Genomic DNA, 18,144 nt, shown 5'->3' with positions numbered 1-18,144 from the left:
CTTATTTTTCATCTTTATTCCTTACAAAAATGGGTATCACAATGAAATGTAAATTGTATCTTTTAGATATGGGTTTTTCAGATAAAAATTATCAAGATGACACTTTTTTTGCCCAGACTGCACAATGCTAGAGGGAATACTCGCTAAAAACCCGAGGTTATCCAATTTCATTGATGTAAGTTATCTGCCTTTTGAGAAACCACGAGAAGAATTAGTGGATATGTGTGGCGAGGAGAATCAATCTTTACCTGCTTTAATATTACCAGAGGGGATAACGTCTTCTTATCAAACTGGAGTGTATAAAAACACGTCTTATATTTCTGACTTAAGCCAAATCATTGCGTTTTTAGTAGATACTTACCATATACCTAAACAGCATCCATAATAAAAACAAGCACCCTAATATTCTTTAGGGTGCTTGTCATTGAATAAATAATGGAAACTATAGATAAAGCTCTTTATTCACCGGTGTCAATTGAGCTTCTTTCTGCAAGTATTTTAAGGTTTCTATTGCTAATAACGCAGTAGCTTCATAAAAGTTATTACCGCTTTGTAATTGCATTTTTTCCAAATAACGATATACCCAAGGTAAGAAATGAATTTCCAATAAATCATTTAGCAATTCAGGCTTATTTTGGATAACCCACGCTGTTAATAAGAACAATAAGCCAACATGGTCTTCTGGTTCATTGGCATTCAATTCAATATTAATTTGGTTGTTACGTAGCCAAGCTCTTAACTCAAGGGTAGAAATTCCAAATAAAACATTTTCTTTATCGAGATAAACAGAACCCCAAGGCGGAGCAGGGAGTGCATTAGGGCCAATAAATAATCGCTCATAGGCCTCTTTTAGCGTTTCAGATTGCTTAGTATCACCTTGAAATAACTGATTAATTCGTTGGCAATCATAATGAGCGGTGAGAGGCCACTCGGTTAACCATTCACTGGTGCTAAATAGCTCAATGAGTCTGCTAACTCGAGGGTCTGAAGGGTCATAGGAAAAGAGCGCGCCTAAAGTTTGGGTGCACAGTAACATGTCATCTAATTGTTTTTGTTCCATACTGATTCACTTCGTCTTTTAATTTTACTAAAAATTTTTAACCATTTGAGTTTCAAATGAAATAAAGGGTGGTTTTCGATTGTACTTGTTTATGGAAATATCAACATATTGATTTAACCATCGTAACGAATCATCAGATATTTGTCGACGAGAAGGGGGGGATATCCCCCTCATGAAGAGCACTTAACCTACCACTGCCATACCAACAGTCATATGTAATCCGTAGAAAATACCCCGACCAATAAGTTCACCAAACATTACAAATAAAACAGCAATGAATAAGCTGATAATTGAGGGATTTCTCATCTTAATATGAGGATAAAGCCAAAAAGCTAAACCAAGGAATAAACAGATAGTTCTCCATCCCATTAATGATGCGTAGTCAGGTACTAGTTGACTGGCTTTTTGCACAGAGCTTTGAATTGAACCAAGTTCATATCCTTGAGCCGTGACTAAAATACAGCTAGCTATTATGCCGATAATACTGATGAGCGCAAAAGAACGTACCCGACTAATGTCATAGCTGGCTATACGCAATAAAAAAGCAGCTAATACAGGCCCTGCAATTAAGCTAGTTAAAATAAATTGCAAACTACCATATTGATTAAACCAGGTTGGTACTGTTTCAATTTGATAAACGCGAGAAATTGCATAAATAAAAAATGCAGCAGCAAACATGGTGATCATTAACCAAATTTGACCAAGTGATCGAGGCATTTTTTTGAAAAATGAAATAAGCCAATATAACCCGCCTAAAGCAAAAAAGAGGGAGCCGCTGACAATTTCATTACTTAATGCAGAATGTCCTACACGTATCATCGAATTAAAAGCGCGTAAGGGTGAACCCATATGTAACATGGATAATAAAAAGCCGATACCCATTAATAACCATAATCCGAACATACTCATCACGATTTGGTGATGCTGTTGCGCGGAAGGTTTAAGTTGTAAAACAAGCGCCATTAAAATAAAAGCGCCAGCGACGGTTTGTCCGATAACAGTAAAGAGTATTAATGGATATTCATGTAAGCCAGCACCCATTTTATACCTCCTCCGGATTTGCAAGATAGCCCGTAGTATCACCAACGGGGCGACAATTATTATTAAGGTTTAAAACAATATTCGGTTTGGTGTAATGTGCAGGTGGAAGAGGGGCAATTTCATTAATGTTGCCGTATTTTGCTCGCAATTCATCGATAGGGCCAAAATCCAACGCGCGTAACGGGCAAGATTCAACGCAAATCGGTTTTTTACCTTCAGCAACTCGCTCAAAACAGCCATCACATTTGGTCATGTGACCTTTTTCTGCATCAAATTGAGGTGCACCGTATGGACATGCCATATGGCAATAACGGCAGCCAATACAAACACTTTCATCGACAACAACAAAACCATCTTCACGTTTATGCATTGCGCCACTTGGGCATACTTTAGCGCAGGCAGGATCATCACAATGATTACAAGAGATGGACAGATAGTAGGAAAAAACGTTTTGTTGCCAAGCACCATTTTGTTCAGTCCAATCCCCACCGGCATACTCATAAATACGGCGAAAGTGAACATCCGTTGATAAATTTTTGAAGTCTTTACAAGCGAGTTCACAGGTTTTACAGCCCGTACATCGTTGTGTATCAATATAAAAACCATATTGTTGTGACATATCGGGCTCCTTACAGTTTTGCGATTTCGACTAAGTTAGTATGTTGCGGATTTCCTTTCGCAAGCGGTGATGGGCGCTGCGTTGTTAGAACATTAATACATCCGCCTTGGTCGACTTTTGCACCAAACATGTCAGCATCTAACCATGCACCTTGCCCCATCGCAGTTACGCCAGGCATAATCCGCGGTGTGACTTTGGCAGGAATATGCACTTCCCCTCGGTCATTAAAAACTTTAACAATATCACCTTGTTCAATGCCCCGAGCTTTAGCATCGATAGGGTTAATCCAGATTTCTTGGCGACAAGCTTGTTTTAAAATATCAATATTACCGTAGCTTGAGTGTGTTCTAGCTTTGTAGTGGAAACCTGTCATTTGGAGTGGATATTTCTCGCTTAATTTATCTTGATGCCCTTCAAACCCTTTGGCATAAATTGGCAATGGGTCGATAATATCATCTGGGGATAGCTCCCAATTCTTTGAAATTTCAGCAAGAGCTTCCGAGTAGACCTCGATCTTTCCTGATGGCGTTTTCAGTGGGTTGGCCTGTGGGTTATCACGAAATTCTTTAAAACCAATGACATGTTCATCAGGGCATTTGTGTTTGAAAATACCCACTGTTTTCATCTCTTCATAAGTTGGCATATCAGGGAAACGTTCGCGGCTTTTTTCGCAGAGGTATTTAACCCATTCATGCTGAGTGCGACCTTCTGTAAAGGTTTTTTCTACATCTGGACCTAAGCGTTTTGCAATTTCAGATAAAATTTCATAAATTGGTTTGCGCTCAAATTTAGCACTGGTGGCGGGTTGCCCTAAAATCATATAGGACATATTCCCAGCTGATTCACTCGGAATTAAATCTTCTTGTTCAGTTGGCATTAAATCAGGCAATAAAATATCGCAATATTTTGCCGATGCGGTCATAAAATGTTCGATACCGACAATCATTTCGCATTTACTGTCATCTTGTAAAATTTCATGAGTGCGTGCAATTTCGCTATGTTGGTTAATTAACGTATTACTGGCATAGCACCATAAGAATTTAATCGGTACATCCAGTTTATCTTTTCCTTTAATGCCATCGCGAGTGGCGGTCATTTCAGTTCCACGTTCAATCGCATCGGTCCATGTAAACACCGAAATTTGCGTTTTTACAGGATTATCAAGCATAGGGAACCATTCAACGCCTGAATCATAAGTGCCTTCACGGCAACCTGAATTTCCTCCGCTAATCCCTACATTACCTGTAATAATGGCGAGCATTGCAATGGCTCGTACAGTTTGCTCTCCATTTGAATGGCGCTGAGGCCCCCAACCTTGAACGATATAAGCGGGTTTGGCTTGCCCAATTTCACGTGCGAGTTTGATAATTTTATCAGCGGGGATCCCTGTAATAGTCGAGGCCCACTGTGGTGTTTTAGCTATGCCATCAGCACCATCCCCTAAAATATAGGCTTTATAATGACCATTACGTGGAGCGGAAGCTGGCAATGTTTTTTCATCGTAGCCTACGCAATATTTATCAACAAAATCCTGGTCAACCATGTCTTCTGTGATAATGACATAGGCTAATGCTGCTGCTAAAGCACCGTCAGTACCTGGACGTATTGGTAACCACTCGTCTTCACGACCTGCGGCGGTGTCGTTATAACGAGGATCAATAACAATCATTCGTGCATTTGAGCGCTCACGAGCTTGCTCGACATAATAGGTAACTCCGCCGCCACTCATTCTAGTTTCGGCTGGGTTGTTGCCAAACATCACGACAAGTTTAGTATTTGCGATGTCATCGGGGCTATTGGCTTCCTGAGAACCATATAGGTAGTTCATACCTGCACGGATTTGAGCGGTACTATAACTACCATAGCGGCTTAAAAAACCACCACATGAATTCATTAAGCGATAAGGGACATTAGAGTTGGTGATGTTGCCACCATCAACACCCGTTCCATATAAAACGTGTACAGCCTCATTACCATAATTTTTCAATGTGTTACGTAAGCTATCGCCAACGATATCGAGTGCTTCTTCCCATGAAATTCGGGTAAATTTACCCTCACCTCTTTTACCCACTCGTTTCATTGGGTATTTCAATCTGTCAGGGTGATTCATACGACGGCGAATTGAACGGCCACGTAAACAAGCACGTACTTGATGGTTACCATATTCGTCGTTACCCGTGTTATCAGACTCAACCCAAAACACTTCGTCATCTTTGACATGTAAACGAAGTAAGCAGCGGCTTCCACAGTTTACAGTACATGAACTCCAAACGACTTTATCCTCAGAGAAGTTTGTTGAAGAGGAGGCATTCATTGCTTTTGCATTAAAAGGAAGAGACAAACCACCCACAGCTGCAAATAGTCCGCTTGCAGCTCCTGATTTCACGACATTACGTCTTGAAATAGGGCTATTTAATAATTTATTTTTTATCTTCATTGTGATGACCTTTATGACCATACTAAATATATGGTTTTCAGGAAATCATCTTACTATTTGATTAAGATGATTTGTTGCGTCATATCAATGAATTAATATTTTATTGGTTGGTAACTTATTGATAATAATTAATTTTCATTAAAAAATATTAAGTTTCCAATCTATTGATAATAAATGATTTTAATTGAATCTTGGTTGGGGGAGTACGATTATTTTGTTAATAATAACTGATAGATGAAAAATGTTTCTCTATTTTTAATTCTTGAATGCGAAATAGAGAAATATTTTATCTGTGGATGAAAAAAATAGTTATCTTTATTTATATGATGTGATTTATCTAATGAAAAATATTTTCATTATTTTAACATAAGTTTCTAATTGAATTTATTATTCGTGAGTTGGCTTGTAATTATTAAGTTTAATGGGAATGAGTTTTATTTTTAAAATTAATTAAATTCAATATTCAGTATAAATGATTGTGCCAAAATTTTCGTGAGGCTAATCGGCTAATAGGTTTTTTGAGATGCGGGGTAACTAAAAAGGCTCAGAATAGTTCCTAAGCCTTGAGCATGATTAGTGTGTGATAAATCGAAATAGTGTGTTAATAACGAATTTTCTTATTTTGTTTGGCTCCGGATTAAGTGTTGTTCCATTGCATAAATCATTGAAGGGGACTGGTTGTTGTGGGTAAAACTTAATGCAACAGCTGCTTTTTCATGGGAATCCATGTCTGAAAGAGATTTGCTAACCCCTGAAATTTTATTAGAAGGTAGTTGGCTTGCTTTAATATGCGACTCGATAATATGCAAAATAGCGGGCGACGTATTATTTTCAGTGGAATTTAATGTGGTTATGGCTTTTTCATGAATGTTCATTTGTGAAAAAGGCTTAGCCACTCCATTGATGCCACTTTTAGGTAAATTTGCGGCCTTTGCATGGGCCGCGATTGCCGCTTCATTTGCATAAGATGTGTTATTTTCATTAAAGCTTAATGATACAATTGCATTTTCATGTGCGCGGATATCGGCTTGTGCGCTCATGTGAAAAATTAAAAAAAATGCTGATGAGATAAATATTTTTTTCATTTAAATACCTTTAAACAGTTTAGCCAGCTAATATTGGCTTGTGACTTTAAGTGTTTGTTTCTTTAATGCGCTAAATATAAGTGATGAAAAGCAAAGGGAAAATTGACATTTCTGCAAATGTTGAATGCAAAAAACGCATCTATTAATTAATAAACGGAATTTTTTTGCAATTATAGAGATGGATAGTTTGGGGAAATAGAAGAGAAAACACAGGTAACACCGAATATATCGATATCCGGTGTTACTGGGCGAATTAAGTACGTTTTACGATAGGATTAGCAGCTTTGGCGTGTTTTTCTTGATGTTCAAACCAACGTACGCGTAAAACATCATATACCAGATTAAATGCATACGTATAAAATAAGAAAAAAGTAAAAAAGCCAACTTCTAAAATAAAGGCATCCCATAGGGTCATGTTTAATAATAAAGCCAACATTGGGACACCTAAGATAACGAAACTAAGTTCAAAACCAACGGCGTGGCCAATACGTACTTTTGTAGATCTTGGTCCTTTTGATAAAGGCCAAAAATGGTCAAACAGCATGTTATAAAATAGGTTTAATAACATGGCGAGTGTGGAAAGTACGATAGCCACTGTTCCCATTTGGAAAATTGAGCGTCCTAAAACCCACGCACTGACCGGTGCAGTTATTGCTATTGCAATGACTTCGAATGAAACTGCGTGAAAAACTCGTTCAGTTAATGTTTTTGTATGCTTGCTCATAACAACCTCAAACTTATAGCAAAATAATGTATTAGTAAAAAAACAGGTGCAATTATTGGTGATTTTTACTATATATACAAAATGGCAGCCATCGATAAAACCGATACCTTATGAATTATTCCATTGAAACATTACGTACCTTTGTAGAAGCGGCATCGTTAAAATCATTTTCTGCGGCGGCAAGGAAGCTCAATAAAAGTCAGTCCACGATTAGTAGCACAATCAGTGGTTTTGAGGATGATATGGGCTTTGTATTATTTGACCGTCAAGGGCGTGAATCGACGTTAACGTTGGCCGGGAAAAAAGTGCTGAGCTTGGTTGAAGATATATTATCAGCTGATGAGTGCTTGCAAGCATTAAGAGTCGAGTTATCTCCAGATATTGAGCCACAATTAAGTTGTGCTTTTTCGGATATTTATCAGCCACCTCATGCTGAGCATATTCTCACAACACTCAATAGACAATTTCCGCATATCGAATTTGAATTTCTAATTGCAGAAAATAATGCGGTTATTGAGATGATCCAAAATCAGCAGGCCCATGTTGGAATGATAGAATCAAGAACTGAATATCCCGCGGATATTTCATATTCACGGTTACCTATTCAAGGTGAGCTCGGATTATATGTATTAAAAACACATCCTTTAGCGCTAGTAAAAAAGGTGACTTACCAACATTTAACGATGACTCGTCAGTTACGTTTGAGTAGCAGTAGTCAAATTATTATTAATAGCGAGAAAAACTGGTTAGCACCTAACTATTTATTGTTATTGGAAATGGCGGAGCAAGGTATTGGCTGGGCTATTTTACCCACATGGTTAGTTAAACAATTTGGCCATGATGTGTTAGTTAGCCTTAATTATGATTTGTGGCCACGAAAAATCGATGTTGATTTAGTTTGGTCTAAAAATACGCCACCTGGAAAAGCAGGCTATTGGTTAATCAATAAGCTACTTGAGGAAAAGGTTTAAATAAATATTTTTTAGTTTTGTTATTGTGGAATTTTTATGTCATTTTTAGATTAAAAAACTAAATATTGTATGTAACAAAATGTTTTCATGTAAATAAACGTAATACTATTTTGATAATAAGACTCATGTCGTTAACCTAAATAAAACAAGTTCTGTTGTTAGCGTTAATTGAGAGGAAGAAAATGAAAAAATTATTAGTACCTACATTATTTGCTGTTGTATCTACTATGTCATTTGGTATTCATGCCGCTACAACTCAAGCTGTGAGCCAAGCTCAGAGCGCGGAGCATAAATTAAATGCTTATGAAGAAATAATGGTCGGTAAAGTTTGGACAACCACGGAAGCGTTGGATCAAGACAAAAAAGCAGTAAGTGCTGATGATAAGCAAGTCGCTAATTTCTTTGGCTTAGCTGAGTATTACCCTGATGGCACATTTAATATGACCACTTTCGATGGCAAACCGAAAATGAAAGGGGATTGGTCATTTGATGAAAATGGAAAAACTCGCTCATTAACGGCGAAAAATGATAAAGGTGAAGTATTATTTACCCGTGTTGTTGAAAACGTCACAGTAACACCAGAAGAATATACTTACCGTATTTACCCTGAACAAGATAGCAAAGATAAGTACTTTGATATTGTCCATAAAGTAAAAAAATAGTTTCTAATTAATGCCGCTTAATGCGGCATTAATTTTAGGCAAGTTATCGTTTTTTATTTAAAACAGGTTTCTGCCCAACGTGCTAATCCTGCCGTGACAGAGCCAAAATCGTCACCTTTTACAATAGGAATATTTGGCAGTTCCTGAGCAATAGCTTGGTGTAGTATCGGTGAACGAGCACTTCCTCCCGTGACAAAAACAGCATTTGGTTGTACGCCACCTTGAATTACGGCTTCTTTTACTAGTTCAATCATTTTACTTTTTGGTGATTCAATAGATTCAACCATCTGATCTTGCTGAATATTCACTTCTAACGCTTCATTCATTAAGGCTATTTGAGCCAAATACTCAGGGCTATTTGATAAGGCAATTTTGGCTTCTTCAGCTTTACGAACAAGGCTATAGCCCAATGTTTGGTTATAGACTTCGAGCAAGCGCGCAATTTTTTTAGGTTCTTTCGCATCTTGCTTTAAACGCGTAAGTGCCAATAAGTTCGGTCTTGAATAAAATTCTTTTTGTGCTTCGACATTATTAATGGCTATGGGATTCCAAAATTGCAAAAATGGCATTTTTAACCCGGATGATGATTGGCTCTCCATGCCAAAAAGCGGCATAAGTTGTTTTAAAGCGAGGTAGATATCGAGATCATTCCCACCGACACGTTGGCCACTGTGAGCTAATAATGATTGGGTTCTGTCTTCTGAACCACGGTAACTTGGCCCCATTTGAATTAATGAGCAATCTGTTGTTCCGCCACCGATATCAACGACTAAGATTATTTGGTCATTATTTAACGTTGACTCATATTCTAAACCTGCCGCAACGGGTTCGAATTGAAAAGCAATATTATGAAAACCTGCACGTTTTGCCGCGCGGTATAAAATGGCTTCTGCTTGTTGATTGGCTGTTTCACCACCACGGCCATGGAAGTTAATAGGGCGTCCAATAACGGTATCTGTAATTGGATTGTGTGTACTTATTTCGGCGGTGTCTTTTATATTGCGCATCATGGCGCAGACAAGATCTTCAAAAAAACTTATTTGTGTTTCATGTAAACCAGAAGCCCCTAAAAATGACTTTGGTGATTTGACGTAATAGACATCACGAGGATCCCGTAAATATAAATCTAACGCAGCTTGACCGAATACAATGTCTTCAGGTACTAACTCAACACCTTCTTCTTGGTTAAATGCCATTGATCTTCTTAAAATTTGTTGTCCAATATCATCGGAAGGTGCAATCTTGCAATGGCGAAATAAATGTTCAGAAACGGACTCTCTCGTTGGCGCGCAAAGAGTCGATGGAATATAAGCCTGCTCACCTTCTAAAGGCAGCAATTTAGGTACGCCATTTTCCATTATCGCGACAGCGCAGTTGGATGTTCCATAATCAAAACCAATAAACATCTCATCTCCAAAAATTAAGTGACCAAAGAAAAAAGGGGGAAGACTTTATATCAAGCAGATTAGAATTACTATCAGAATAGTAGTTTTTAGCTTGATCTGTTCTTAGCTCAAGGAATTTGTAATGAAGAAGGGCTATTCTTATGAAAATAAAACGCGGATGTTATGGAGCTAAAATGAGTCATAAACAGATAGAATTAATATCAGTGATCACGTGCCCTGAGTGTAGGAAATCTGAAGCGGAAGAAATGCCAACAAATGCATGCCAATGGTTTTATGAATGCAAGCACTGTGGTGTTTTATTGAAGCCATTAAAAGGGGATTGTTGTGTTTTTTGCTCTTATGGTTCAGTTAAGTGTCCACCGATTCAAGAGGCCGAAATTAATGGCTCGTCTTCTTGTTGTTGCTCAACCGTTAAGCTGACCAATAAAAAGCCCATATGAAAATATGGGACTCTAATTTGTTATCAACTATCATATAAATGAAGTGCAGTTATTGACATTAGATATAAATCCTATATTTAATTTATATCTATTTCATTTTTTCTTTTAAGTTAAATTTATAATAAATAGAATTAGATATTTACGTTTTGTTAACTATTGCAGTATTTATTCCAAATGATATTAAATTCATCGTTTGGAAATTCTTTTTCATCACTATCGATTAATGGAATAGAAACGACATTACGTCCATCTTGATGTAGGTATGTTTTGACAATAAATCGCTTAAAACTGTATGAGTTTTGGGTCGTGAAGATAAGAACTTCACCACAAACATACCCGAGCATGCCATGATCTAGTGTTTCTCTTATTTCATGATATTTAACGTTTTTATACTTTGCTGTCTTCGGGAATGCTAAAAAGTCCTCTACTGCTTTTTGTGATTTAGAGACAATATCTAAATCAGGAGTATAATTACTCGCAACGCCGCCAATAAAGGAGACGCCAGCAATAAGGCCTACGACTAAAAATGAAAATATTTTATTTCTCATAGTATTTATTTCTATATGTAGTTATTTTAATTATCCTTAATAAACACACAAACAGGAAAATGCATATAAGCAGTATATGTAGCTATATGACTATATTAATTACGGTTTTGTACGTATGTGTATTAAGAAATGCTGATTTTATTAAATCTAGCATAAATTTTTTTTAAGTAATATAGAAAGGAAATAATGACAATCAATAAGAAACGAAAAATTACATATTTAAATAGATTGTCATTATTTTGCTAGTGACAATTTTACTTAGTGATAGATTGCCATGTATTAATACCTAGCGTTAGTAATATTAGAATAAATTTATTATTGTTTATTATTCATGATATTTGCCATTTGAATTGCTTCAATAAGTTGTGCTCGATTAATTCGTGGACTATTACTATCGAGTAGAGTTTGCCAAATTTGAATAGCTTTATCATAGTTTGCATTCATAAACGCATCGGAAGCAATTAACATCAACGCAGTGACTTCATTATTATCAAGGCTAAGTGCCTTGTTGATAACGGCTAATGTCTCATCAGTGAGGTGCTGGCCCGCTTGATAATATAAAACAGTGGCGATAGCGGAGTACAGTTGTGCATTTTCCCCCGTGTATTTTAGTGCTCTCTGGTAGGCAATTAACGAATTGTCATAACTATTCTGGTATAAATAATACTCCCCAAGTACGGCCCAAAGTTCACCGTTTTTAGGTGATTGGCGAATATCATTTTGTAAGCGTAATAGGTCACTTTGTTCTTGTTCTAATGGTGTGAAGGCATTTATAGGATCTGAAATGCGTTGATATTCATTATAAGCTAATTGAAAACGGGGTAATAAAAAATAGCTTGCGGTGATCCCTACGACCAATACGATGAGTAAAGCATTGAGCTTACGATTCCATGTATTAAGGTTTGGGTTTATTTTAGGCATCGTCAGTAATTGTTCTGATGGGGTTATTGATGATTGTGTCGACGCCTGTTTTCTCTGTGTGCGGAGAGCGCGTATCAGGTAGTAAGAAGTCAGACAAAATGCAAAAAAAGGCAATAACCAAAGAATGGCGGTAGTAAAATTGACGGGTGGGTTGTACAGAACAAAATCGCCATAACGTTCTCTCATATATTGCACTATTTGGGGTTGGTTTTTCCCTTCGGATACCATTTTATAGACTTGATGGCGCATACTGACGGCGGTAGGGGCGTTAGACTCTAATAGGTTTTGATTTTGACACTGAGGGCAGCGTAGTTGTGCAGCAATCTGTAAAGAATACTCTTGTTCCTCAGCACTGTTAAATTGCCATGTATCGACAATTTGCGCATTCGCTACGGTTGAAATACATAATAAAAATAGGGCACGTAAGAGATTAAGCATATTTTTTTCGCCCTCGTATCCAGCCAAATAAGAGTCCTAGGCACATTAATATGCCGCCGCCCCATATCCATTGAATGCCATCTTGCACATAAAAGCGCATTGCATAATGTTGATCACCGGTCTTTTCACCAAGCACCACATACCAATTACGTAACCATCCCCAGTTAATGCCTGGTTCAATCATTAATTGCTGACGAGCAAGATAAAAACGGCGTTCAGTAATTAAATTATGTTGAAATTGGCTCTCTTGAGTAATGTGAATAATAGCTTTTTCAGTGGTGTAATTAGGCTGTGCCGCGAGTTGTAAATCGGCAAATTTGAATTGATAGCCTGCTAATGTGATAGTTTGTCCAACCGCCAGATTAACACTAGTTTCTTGGCGGCTACCGATTGAAAATGCAATACCCGCAGCAAAAATAACTACGCCAGTATGTGCTAATAAAGCAGGGAGTTGTTGTCGGATAATGTAGAAAGGTTTTAACCATAAAACCAATAAAACAACAGTTAATAAACTACACGCCGTAGCAATAATAATACCATGTGCCGCTAAAACTAGGCCAAGTAGTAAGCCGAAAAATGCAATATAAAGAATACGACGTTTTTTTGGATTTGGATTAAATGCACTTAATGTAATTACCAGCAACATTAAAATGCCAAAGGGCAACAAGGTCTGGTTGAAGTAAGGAGCACCAACCGAAATTTTCCCCCAACCAAATAACGTATAAATCATCGGGTACAATGTGCCTGTAAGCACAATAAATAACACAGCGACAAATAGGATTAATGTGAGTAATAAATAAACGTCACGCTGTGTTTTGCTTTGTGTTGCATTGTCAGTAGTTTTGGCTTTCCATCCGTAGATAAGTAAGCAGGTTAGGCTTAAAAAACTGAATAATATAAAGAGGGGGACGGCTCTCACATTATCTAATGCGAAGGCATGTACAGACATTAAAATACCAGAACGAACAATCAGGGTTCCTAATAAAGAGAGAATAAATGTGGCGATTGCCAATAACATAGACCAGTGGCGATAAAGCCCATTTTTTCGTGATGCAGCTAAGCTATGAAGCAGTGCGGTGGCACTGAGCCACGGTAGTAAAGAAGCATTTTCGACTGGGTCCCAAAACCACCACCCGCCCCAGCCTAATTCGCTATAAGCCCACCAAGAACCTAGAATGATACCGAGAGTGAGTATGCACCAACTTGGTACTAGAAAGCGCCAGCACAACCAAGCTGTTGTTGTATTAAATGCATCTGATAACAGTGAGCCAATGACTAAAGCACAAACAATAATTAAACCGCTATAACCTAAATAAAGCAGCGGAGGATGCAAGATTAACCCCCAATGTTGCAGCATTGGGTTGAGATCTCGCCCTTCAATTGCAGGTGGAAAAATACGAGCAAAAGGGTCGGAGTACAGGACGATAAACAGCAATAAAGCCGCATTAATGACCGCAATTAGGGTGAGTGTTAATGAAAATAATGGGTGTTTTTGCTGGCGATAGCGCCACGCAAATAAGGTGCTCCAAGCTGAGATAAACAATAACCAGAGGAATAATGACCCTTCGTGCCCGCCCCAAACGGCGGCAATTTTAATGGATAACGGAGAGAGTCGGTGGCTATGTTGAGCAACATAAACCACCGAAAAATCACTGTTAACAAAACTGATGGTTAAACAAATATATGCACTGAGTAATAGGATAAACTGCAAAGATGTCCAAAACACGTTCTGAGGCATTTGCCTCGGAACGTGTCTGAAGTGACCAATAAACCCAAATAGTGCTTGAAAACTGGTGAGACCCAGAGCCAGCACAAGGCAGATGAAACCCACTTCTGGGAGTATTAGTTCCAATTATCACCTTTAATCTTGAATAAATTATGCAACCGTTAATTGCCCTGCGTATAGCACAAAGAAACGCAGGCAAAATACGCCGAATAAACTCGAACCACTGACCAGCAAAATTCTTGTTGCACGATGGCTTTTATCTACCCATTTTTTTAAGCCTAATGGGATAATAAAGCCGAAGCCAACCACACCAATCCAGAACCACCATGTCCAGAAACCACCGCCTAGTGCAGCAATTAATGAACGAATTTTACCGTCATCACCTAAGGCTAAGCCGACAAAAAAGGCCGCCAGTAGGAATATCTCTAACCAAATCACAAACCCTTCTACACGGTGTAAAAAGGTTGATTCTGGATTATGAATATTTTTGCGGTAGCGTAACGCTAATGCTATTAATGACACGGCAATTCCTGACGATATTCCAGAAAATAGGAATAAAGCGGGTAATAATGGATTGTTTAAGAATGGATAGGACTTTAAGGCAGACAGTAAGAACCCCGTATAGGCGCCCAGTAATACTGCTAAAACCAGCATGATAATATCGAGAAAGCGCATAGCTTGAGTAAGCATCGCGAGTACACGAGGAATTATGCTGAGTTTCGGTAGCCATTTTTGTTGCAGGCTAATCAGTTCTGTCTCATAGATTTTAGCCAGCCATACCACTAAGACCGCCATATATACTTGGAATAGCATTACCCCCATCGACATGACGGAAGTTGGACTGTAATGAAACATCAATTTCCAAAACGTCCATGGACGTGTTAAATGGAAAATCAAAATTAACAAGCCCAGTACAATGGTGGTTGGTGCTAAAATTAGCGTAGTACGCATTAGAGTACTGTTACTACCAGCAGCATTAGGGTAGTACTGGCGCAGTAACACGGCCAATACAACTAGACCTGCAGAAATACCGATTAAAAATAGGTATACCGCAATAGGCCAGTCCCAAACCAGTGATTCAAAATGGAAAGCAGAAGCGGTTGTCATTGGCTAACCTCCCCATATTTGAATGGGACTCGGTACATTTTGGGGTGAGTACCGAGTGCGATTTTGAATCGATAAGTGGGTTTTTCCTTTAGCATCAAGGAAATATCACTCTTAGGATCATCTAAATTACCAAATGTAAGTGCTTTGGTTGGGCAAGATTCAACACAAGCAGGTTGCTTGCCATTTTTTAGATTGGTTTTTCGACAAAAATCGCATTTATCCGCTGTTTTATTGATAGGATGAATAAACCGCACACGGTAAGGGCATGCCGCGATACAGTATTGGCAGCCCACGCATAAGTCAGGATTGACATCAACAATGCCTGTCGTTTTATCGATAAAAGAAGCGCCTGTTGGGCAGACGTCAACACAAGGTGCACTTTCGCAGTGTTGGCATGAATGGCGAAAGAAGCGATATTTGATATCTGGGAACTGTCCGATGGGTTCACTACGAATAATGGTTAACCGTGAAACTCCCTCTGGGACTTGGTTAACCTCACGGCACGCATCCATGCATGCCGTACAGCCGATACACAAATTTTCATCGTGGATCATGCCGTAGCGAACGCCGTCTATTTTCATGGTATTCGCTAGAGTTTGGCCAGCTATTCCTCCTACCGCCGCCAGTGCTCCTGAATAAATAATGAATTGACGACGAGAACAACTCATGGCTGCTCCTTACGCAATTTCACCGCTGCTGGGTTGAAAGCAGGGTTATCGCGCTGCTCAGAGTGGCAATCAACACAAATCTTCACCTTGCCTTTATCGGTCAGGACCTTCATCGTATCTTGTTTTGGATGGAGGTCATGGCAACTGGCACAGGCCACTTTTGTCACGTGGACATCATGGGGCCAGAACGCTTTTTGCAGTTGCTCTGGTAAGTGACAGGATAAACAGACGCTGTTTTGTTGTTCCACGGTGTACATTGGGTTGTTGAAGCGCATAACATCTTTTACGCCTTCGCGGTGATCAGGCCCAGGATTACCGTGGCAGTTGGTGCAAGTCACTGGTAAGTTATTGTTTGGATTGACCACTTCTGAGTGCGTGCCGTGCATGCCTTCTTTGTCTGGTTTGTGGCAATCCAAGCATGCGCCATCAGCGCTGCGTTGCTGTGTGACAACCCAACGGCCATTAGCATTTTCCTCAGCAAGTTGAGGTGTAGCGGAGGCGGCAGTTGCCCATAATAAGCCTGTTGCCAGCACCCCAGCAGTGAATAACGAACGTAGTACGCTCATAATTACTCCATTGGTTGTATTGCCCCTTATCATCGGGGCAAATGACGGTTATTTGGCTAATAGGTCATTTTTACGAGCTTGTTCATCCCATTGAGGTACAACAGTTTTTAAGAACTCTTGTTTCTCAGCATTGATTTTTTGCATATCTAAACCAATGGCTTGTTGCGCTTTTTCTTTGGTGGAAATGTCTGGGATGGCAATTTCATGGGTGATGCCTTTCGAACCGAGCAAACGAGCAAGTTTGGTACGCGCATCAGCGGCTTTATCCATTGCGCCACCTAACATACGCAAACCTTCATCAGGCGCATGCATATGGATACCGTGAGACGCAATCGCTAAGTCCCAGCGCCATTGTGCATGACGAATGTCGGTTAAGATTGGTTTCATTTCGTCTTCGGTTGCACCTGCATCCCATGCGGCTTTCGCCTCAAAGTGAGCACGAACTAACTGATCTTCCACTTTGATTTTCATTTCTTGGATAGCGTGTTTACGCTCTGCGACGACATCTTGCAGCTGTTGTTTGCTTTGTGTGTGGCAGTTACTACAGGTTTGCTCGAAATTATCGAACGGATTACCAATTTTATGACTGGTATACAGTTCGCCTTTTTCGTTTTGTAGTTTCGGCATGTGGCAATCAATACAGGTCACATTATTTTTGCCATGAATACCTGCACTCCAGGTTTCATATTCAGGGTGCTGTGCCTTTAACATTGGTGCTTTGGATAGTGTGTTTGTCCAATCAGAAAAACCAATGTTGTCATAGTACACTTCCATCTCTTCGACTTTGGTTCCGTTATCCCATGGGAATTTAACGGCTTTTTTATCGCCAGAGAAATAGTACTCAACGTGGCATTGACCACACACCATGGATTGTTGGTCGAAACGACTGGCTTTATCGAAAGGCTTGCCTATGGTTTCCATCGCGCGCTCTGCATAAGGGCGTGTCAGAGTTAGCTCGGGTTTTCCTTTCGCAAAGTCAGGAGAATCAGTTTTGTGGCAGTCACCGCAACCGAGAACGTTAACGACTTCTGGGCCACCTTTTGCCCATTTGCCTTCAAAATAGCCATCTTCACCATGTTCTTGGATAAGCCTTGCAACATCGGGGCTTTTACAGCTCCAGCAAGCCATTGGTAATGGGCCATCTTGTGCATCTTTTGGTGCACCTGTGCGCAATGTTTCGCGTACATCAATGATGGCATACGCATGACCCCGCGGTTTGTTATAGTCACGGGAGAATGGGTATCCCGCCCAAAGAACGACTAAACGCGGGTCTTCTGCGAGGGCATCTTCGCGGTTCGCTTGTTCAGAAGTTGCTCGCCAAGAGTGATATTGGTCTGGATGAGCGGCTTCGAAAGTTTCATTTCGTGTATTTATTGTGGAGGTACCATCCTTAGTCGGAGTAGGGGTTTGTGCATGAACAGAGGTAAAGAGAAATATTCCTGCCACTAGACTCAGTAAGCACAGTACATTATTTCTTATGTTTGCCATAAAAAGGGCCTCGAGTAATGTGAGCCAACCATCCCTTCATTTTTCGAGCGACTATTTTAGGGGGGGTATATCAGCTCGAACGATTTTGGGTATTTTTTGTTATATAGGTTTGATAGCAAGCAGATGGATGCTATCAAGACATTGCCAACTTATATGTGTAACAAAAAACCACACAAAAAATATTGTTTTTGATCAAAATATAATTTGGATTAAAGAAATAGAATGCAGATAAATAAT

Annotated in this window: 18 protein-coding genes; 4 read left to right on the top strand and 14 right to left on the bottom strand. The window is 39.2% G+C overall.

Going from position 1 to position 18,144, the window contains the following annotated elements; genetic code table 11:
* The first annotated feature begins 124 nt into the window (after nucleotides 1-124).
* Nucleotides 125-385 (top strand): DUF3088 family protein, encoded by a 261-nt coding sequence (locus AABS66_RS12165; protein WP_430224965.1) that lies wholly within the window; start codon nucleotides 125-127, stop codon nucleotides 383-385.
* A gap of 57 nt (nucleotides 386-442) precedes the next feature.
* Here the strand turns inward: AABS66_RS12165 and dmsD are convergent, their stop codons facing one another.
* The 6 genes from dmsD to AABS66_RS12135 form a co-directional block, all read right to left on the bottom strand.
* Nucleotides 443-1,060, bottom strand: a complete 618-nt coding sequence (gene dmsD / locus AABS66_RS12160; RefSeq protein ID WP_430224964.1) for a Tat proofreading chaperone DmsD — start codon at nucleotides 1,058-1,060, stop codon at nucleotides 443-445.
* Between the two features lie 183 nt (nucleotides 1,061-1,243).
* On the bottom strand, nucleotides 1,244-2,101 hold the full coding sequence (locus AABS66_RS12155) for a DmsC/YnfH family molybdoenzyme membrane anchor subunit (RefSeq protein WP_206082791.1): 858 nt from the start codon (nucleotides 2,099-2,101) through the stop codon (nucleotides 1,244-1,246).
* A 1-nt stretch (nucleotide 2,102) separates the two neighbouring features.
* Nucleotides 2,103-2,720 carry a DMSO/selenate family reductase complex B subunit gene (locus AABS66_RS12150; RefSeq protein WP_206082790.1) on the bottom strand — a complete coding sequence of 206 codons (618 nt, stop codon included), beginning with the start codon at nucleotides 2,718-2,720 and terminating at the stop codon, nucleotides 2,103-2,105.
* A 10-nt stretch (nucleotides 2,721-2,730) separates the two neighbouring features.
* A complete protein-coding gene (ynfF, locus tag AABS66_RS12145) occupies nucleotides 2,731-5,157 on the bottom strand; it encodes a selenate/tellurate reductase subunit YnfF (protein WP_430224963.1) in 2,427 nt (808 codons plus the stop codon).
* Between the two features lie 617 nt (nucleotides 5,158-5,774).
* The gene (locus AABS66_RS12140) at nucleotides 5,775-6,242 is read right to left on the bottom strand and encodes a hypothetical protein (RefSeq protein ID WP_272681197.1); all 468 of its coding nucleotides are present in this window, start codon (nucleotides 6,240-6,242) and stop codon (nucleotides 5,775-5,777) included.
* 253 nt (nucleotides 6,243-6,495) lie between these two features.
* Nucleotides 6,496-6,966, bottom strand: coding sequence for a multidrug/biocide efflux PACE transporter (locus AABS66_RS12135; protein ID WP_206082787.1), 471 nt, complete (start codon nucleotides 6,964-6,966; stop codon nucleotides 6,496-6,498).
* 110 nt (nucleotides 6,967-7,076) lie between these two features.
* Here AABS66_RS12135 and AABS66_RS12130 point away from each other — a divergent pair, with 110 nt between their 5' ends.
* Both AABS66_RS12130 and AABS66_RS12125 read left to right on the top strand, forming a co-directional pair.
* Complete coding sequence (locus tag AABS66_RS12130; protein WP_430224962.1) at nucleotides 7,077-7,937, top strand: LysR family transcriptional regulator; 861 nt, start codon at nucleotides 7,077-7,079, stop codon at nucleotides 7,935-7,937.
* A 182-nt stretch (nucleotides 7,938-8,119) separates the two neighbouring features.
* Nucleotides 8,120-8,599, top strand: coding sequence for a DUF4822 domain-containing protein (locus AABS66_RS12125; protein WP_206082785.1), 480 nt, complete (start codon nucleotides 8,120-8,122; stop codon nucleotides 8,597-8,599).
* A 53-nt stretch (nucleotides 8,600-8,652) separates the two neighbouring features.
* Here AABS66_RS12125 and yegD read toward each other — a convergent pair whose 3' ends face one another.
* Nucleotides 8,653-10,005 carry a molecular chaperone gene (gene yegD, locus AABS66_RS12120; RefSeq protein ID WP_430224961.1) on the bottom strand — a complete coding sequence of 451 codons (1,353 nt, stop codon included), beginning with the start codon at nucleotides 10,003-10,005 and terminating at the stop codon, nucleotides 8,653-8,655.
* 173 nt (nucleotides 10,006-10,178) lie between these two features.
* Between yegD and AABS66_RS12115 the strand changes: the two genes are divergently transcribed.
* Nucleotides 10,179-10,445 (top strand): GDCCVxC domain-containing (seleno)protein, encoded by a 267-nt coding sequence (locus AABS66_RS12115; protein ID WP_206082783.1) that lies wholly within the window; start codon nucleotides 10,179-10,181, stop codon nucleotides 10,443-10,445.
* 149 nt (nucleotides 10,446-10,594) lie between these two features.
* Here AABS66_RS12115 and AABS66_RS12110 read toward each other — a convergent pair whose 3' ends face one another.
* The 7 genes from AABS66_RS12110 to nrfA all read right to left on the bottom strand — a co-directional run bounded on the left by AABS66_RS12110 (nucleotide 10,595) and on the right by nrfA (nucleotide 17,907).
* Entirely contained in the window at nucleotides 10,595-10,993 is a 399-nt protein-coding gene (locus AABS66_RS12110; RefSeq protein ID WP_206082782.1) for a hypothetical protein, read from the bottom strand.
* Between the two features lie 315 nt (nucleotides 10,994-11,308).
* Nucleotides 11,309-12,352, bottom strand: coding sequence for a heme lyase NrfEFG subunit NrfF (nrfF, locus tag AABS66_RS12105; RefSeq protein ID WP_206082781.1), 1,044 nt, complete (start codon nucleotides 12,350-12,352; stop codon nucleotides 11,309-11,311).
* Nucleotides 12,345-14,204, bottom strand: coding sequence for a heme lyase CcmF/NrfE family subunit (locus AABS66_RS12100; RefSeq protein WP_206082780.1), 1,860 nt, complete (start codon nucleotides 14,202-14,204; stop codon nucleotides 12,345-12,347). Before AABS66_RS12100 ends, nrfF begins: the two co-directional genes overlap by 8 nt.
* 24 nt (nucleotides 14,205-14,228) lie before the next feature.
* A complete protein-coding gene (nrfD, locus tag AABS66_RS12095; protein ID WP_206082779.1) occupies nucleotides 14,229-15,185 on the bottom strand; it encodes a cytochrome c nitrite reductase subunit NrfD in 957 nt (318 codons plus the stop codon).
* The gene (nrfC, locus tag AABS66_RS12090; RefSeq protein ID WP_430224960.1) at nucleotides 15,182-15,853 is read right to left on the bottom strand and encodes a cytochrome c nitrite reductase Fe-S protein; all 672 of its coding nucleotides are present in this window, start codon (nucleotides 15,851-15,853) and stop codon (nucleotides 15,182-15,184) included. The genes nrfD and nrfC overlap by 4 nt, the downstream gene beginning before the upstream one ends.
* Complete coding sequence (nrfB, locus tag AABS66_RS12085; protein WP_206082777.1) at nucleotides 15,850-16,419, bottom strand: cytochrome c nitrite reductase pentaheme subunit; 570 nt, start codon at nucleotides 16,417-16,419, stop codon at nucleotides 15,850-15,852. Before nrfB ends, nrfC begins: the two co-directional genes overlap by 4 nt.
* Nucleotides 16,420-16,467: 48 nt before the next feature.
* Nucleotides 16,468-17,907, bottom strand: a complete 1,440-nt coding sequence (nrfA, locus tag AABS66_RS12080; RefSeq protein ID WP_206082776.1) for an ammonia-forming nitrite reductase cytochrome c552 subunit — start codon at nucleotides 17,905-17,907, stop codon at nucleotides 16,468-16,470.
* Between the last annotated feature and the right edge of the window lie 237 nt (nucleotides 17,908-18,144).

Source organism: Providencia sp. SP181 (genome assembly GCF_050446505.1).
GTDB classification, from domain to species: domain Bacteria; phylum Pseudomonadota; class Gammaproteobacteria; order Enterobacterales; family Enterobacteriaceae; genus Providencia; species Providencia vermicola.
The sequence above is the reverse complement of the archived record's forward strand: the minus strand, read 5'-3'. Positions and strand labels throughout refer to the sequence as shown.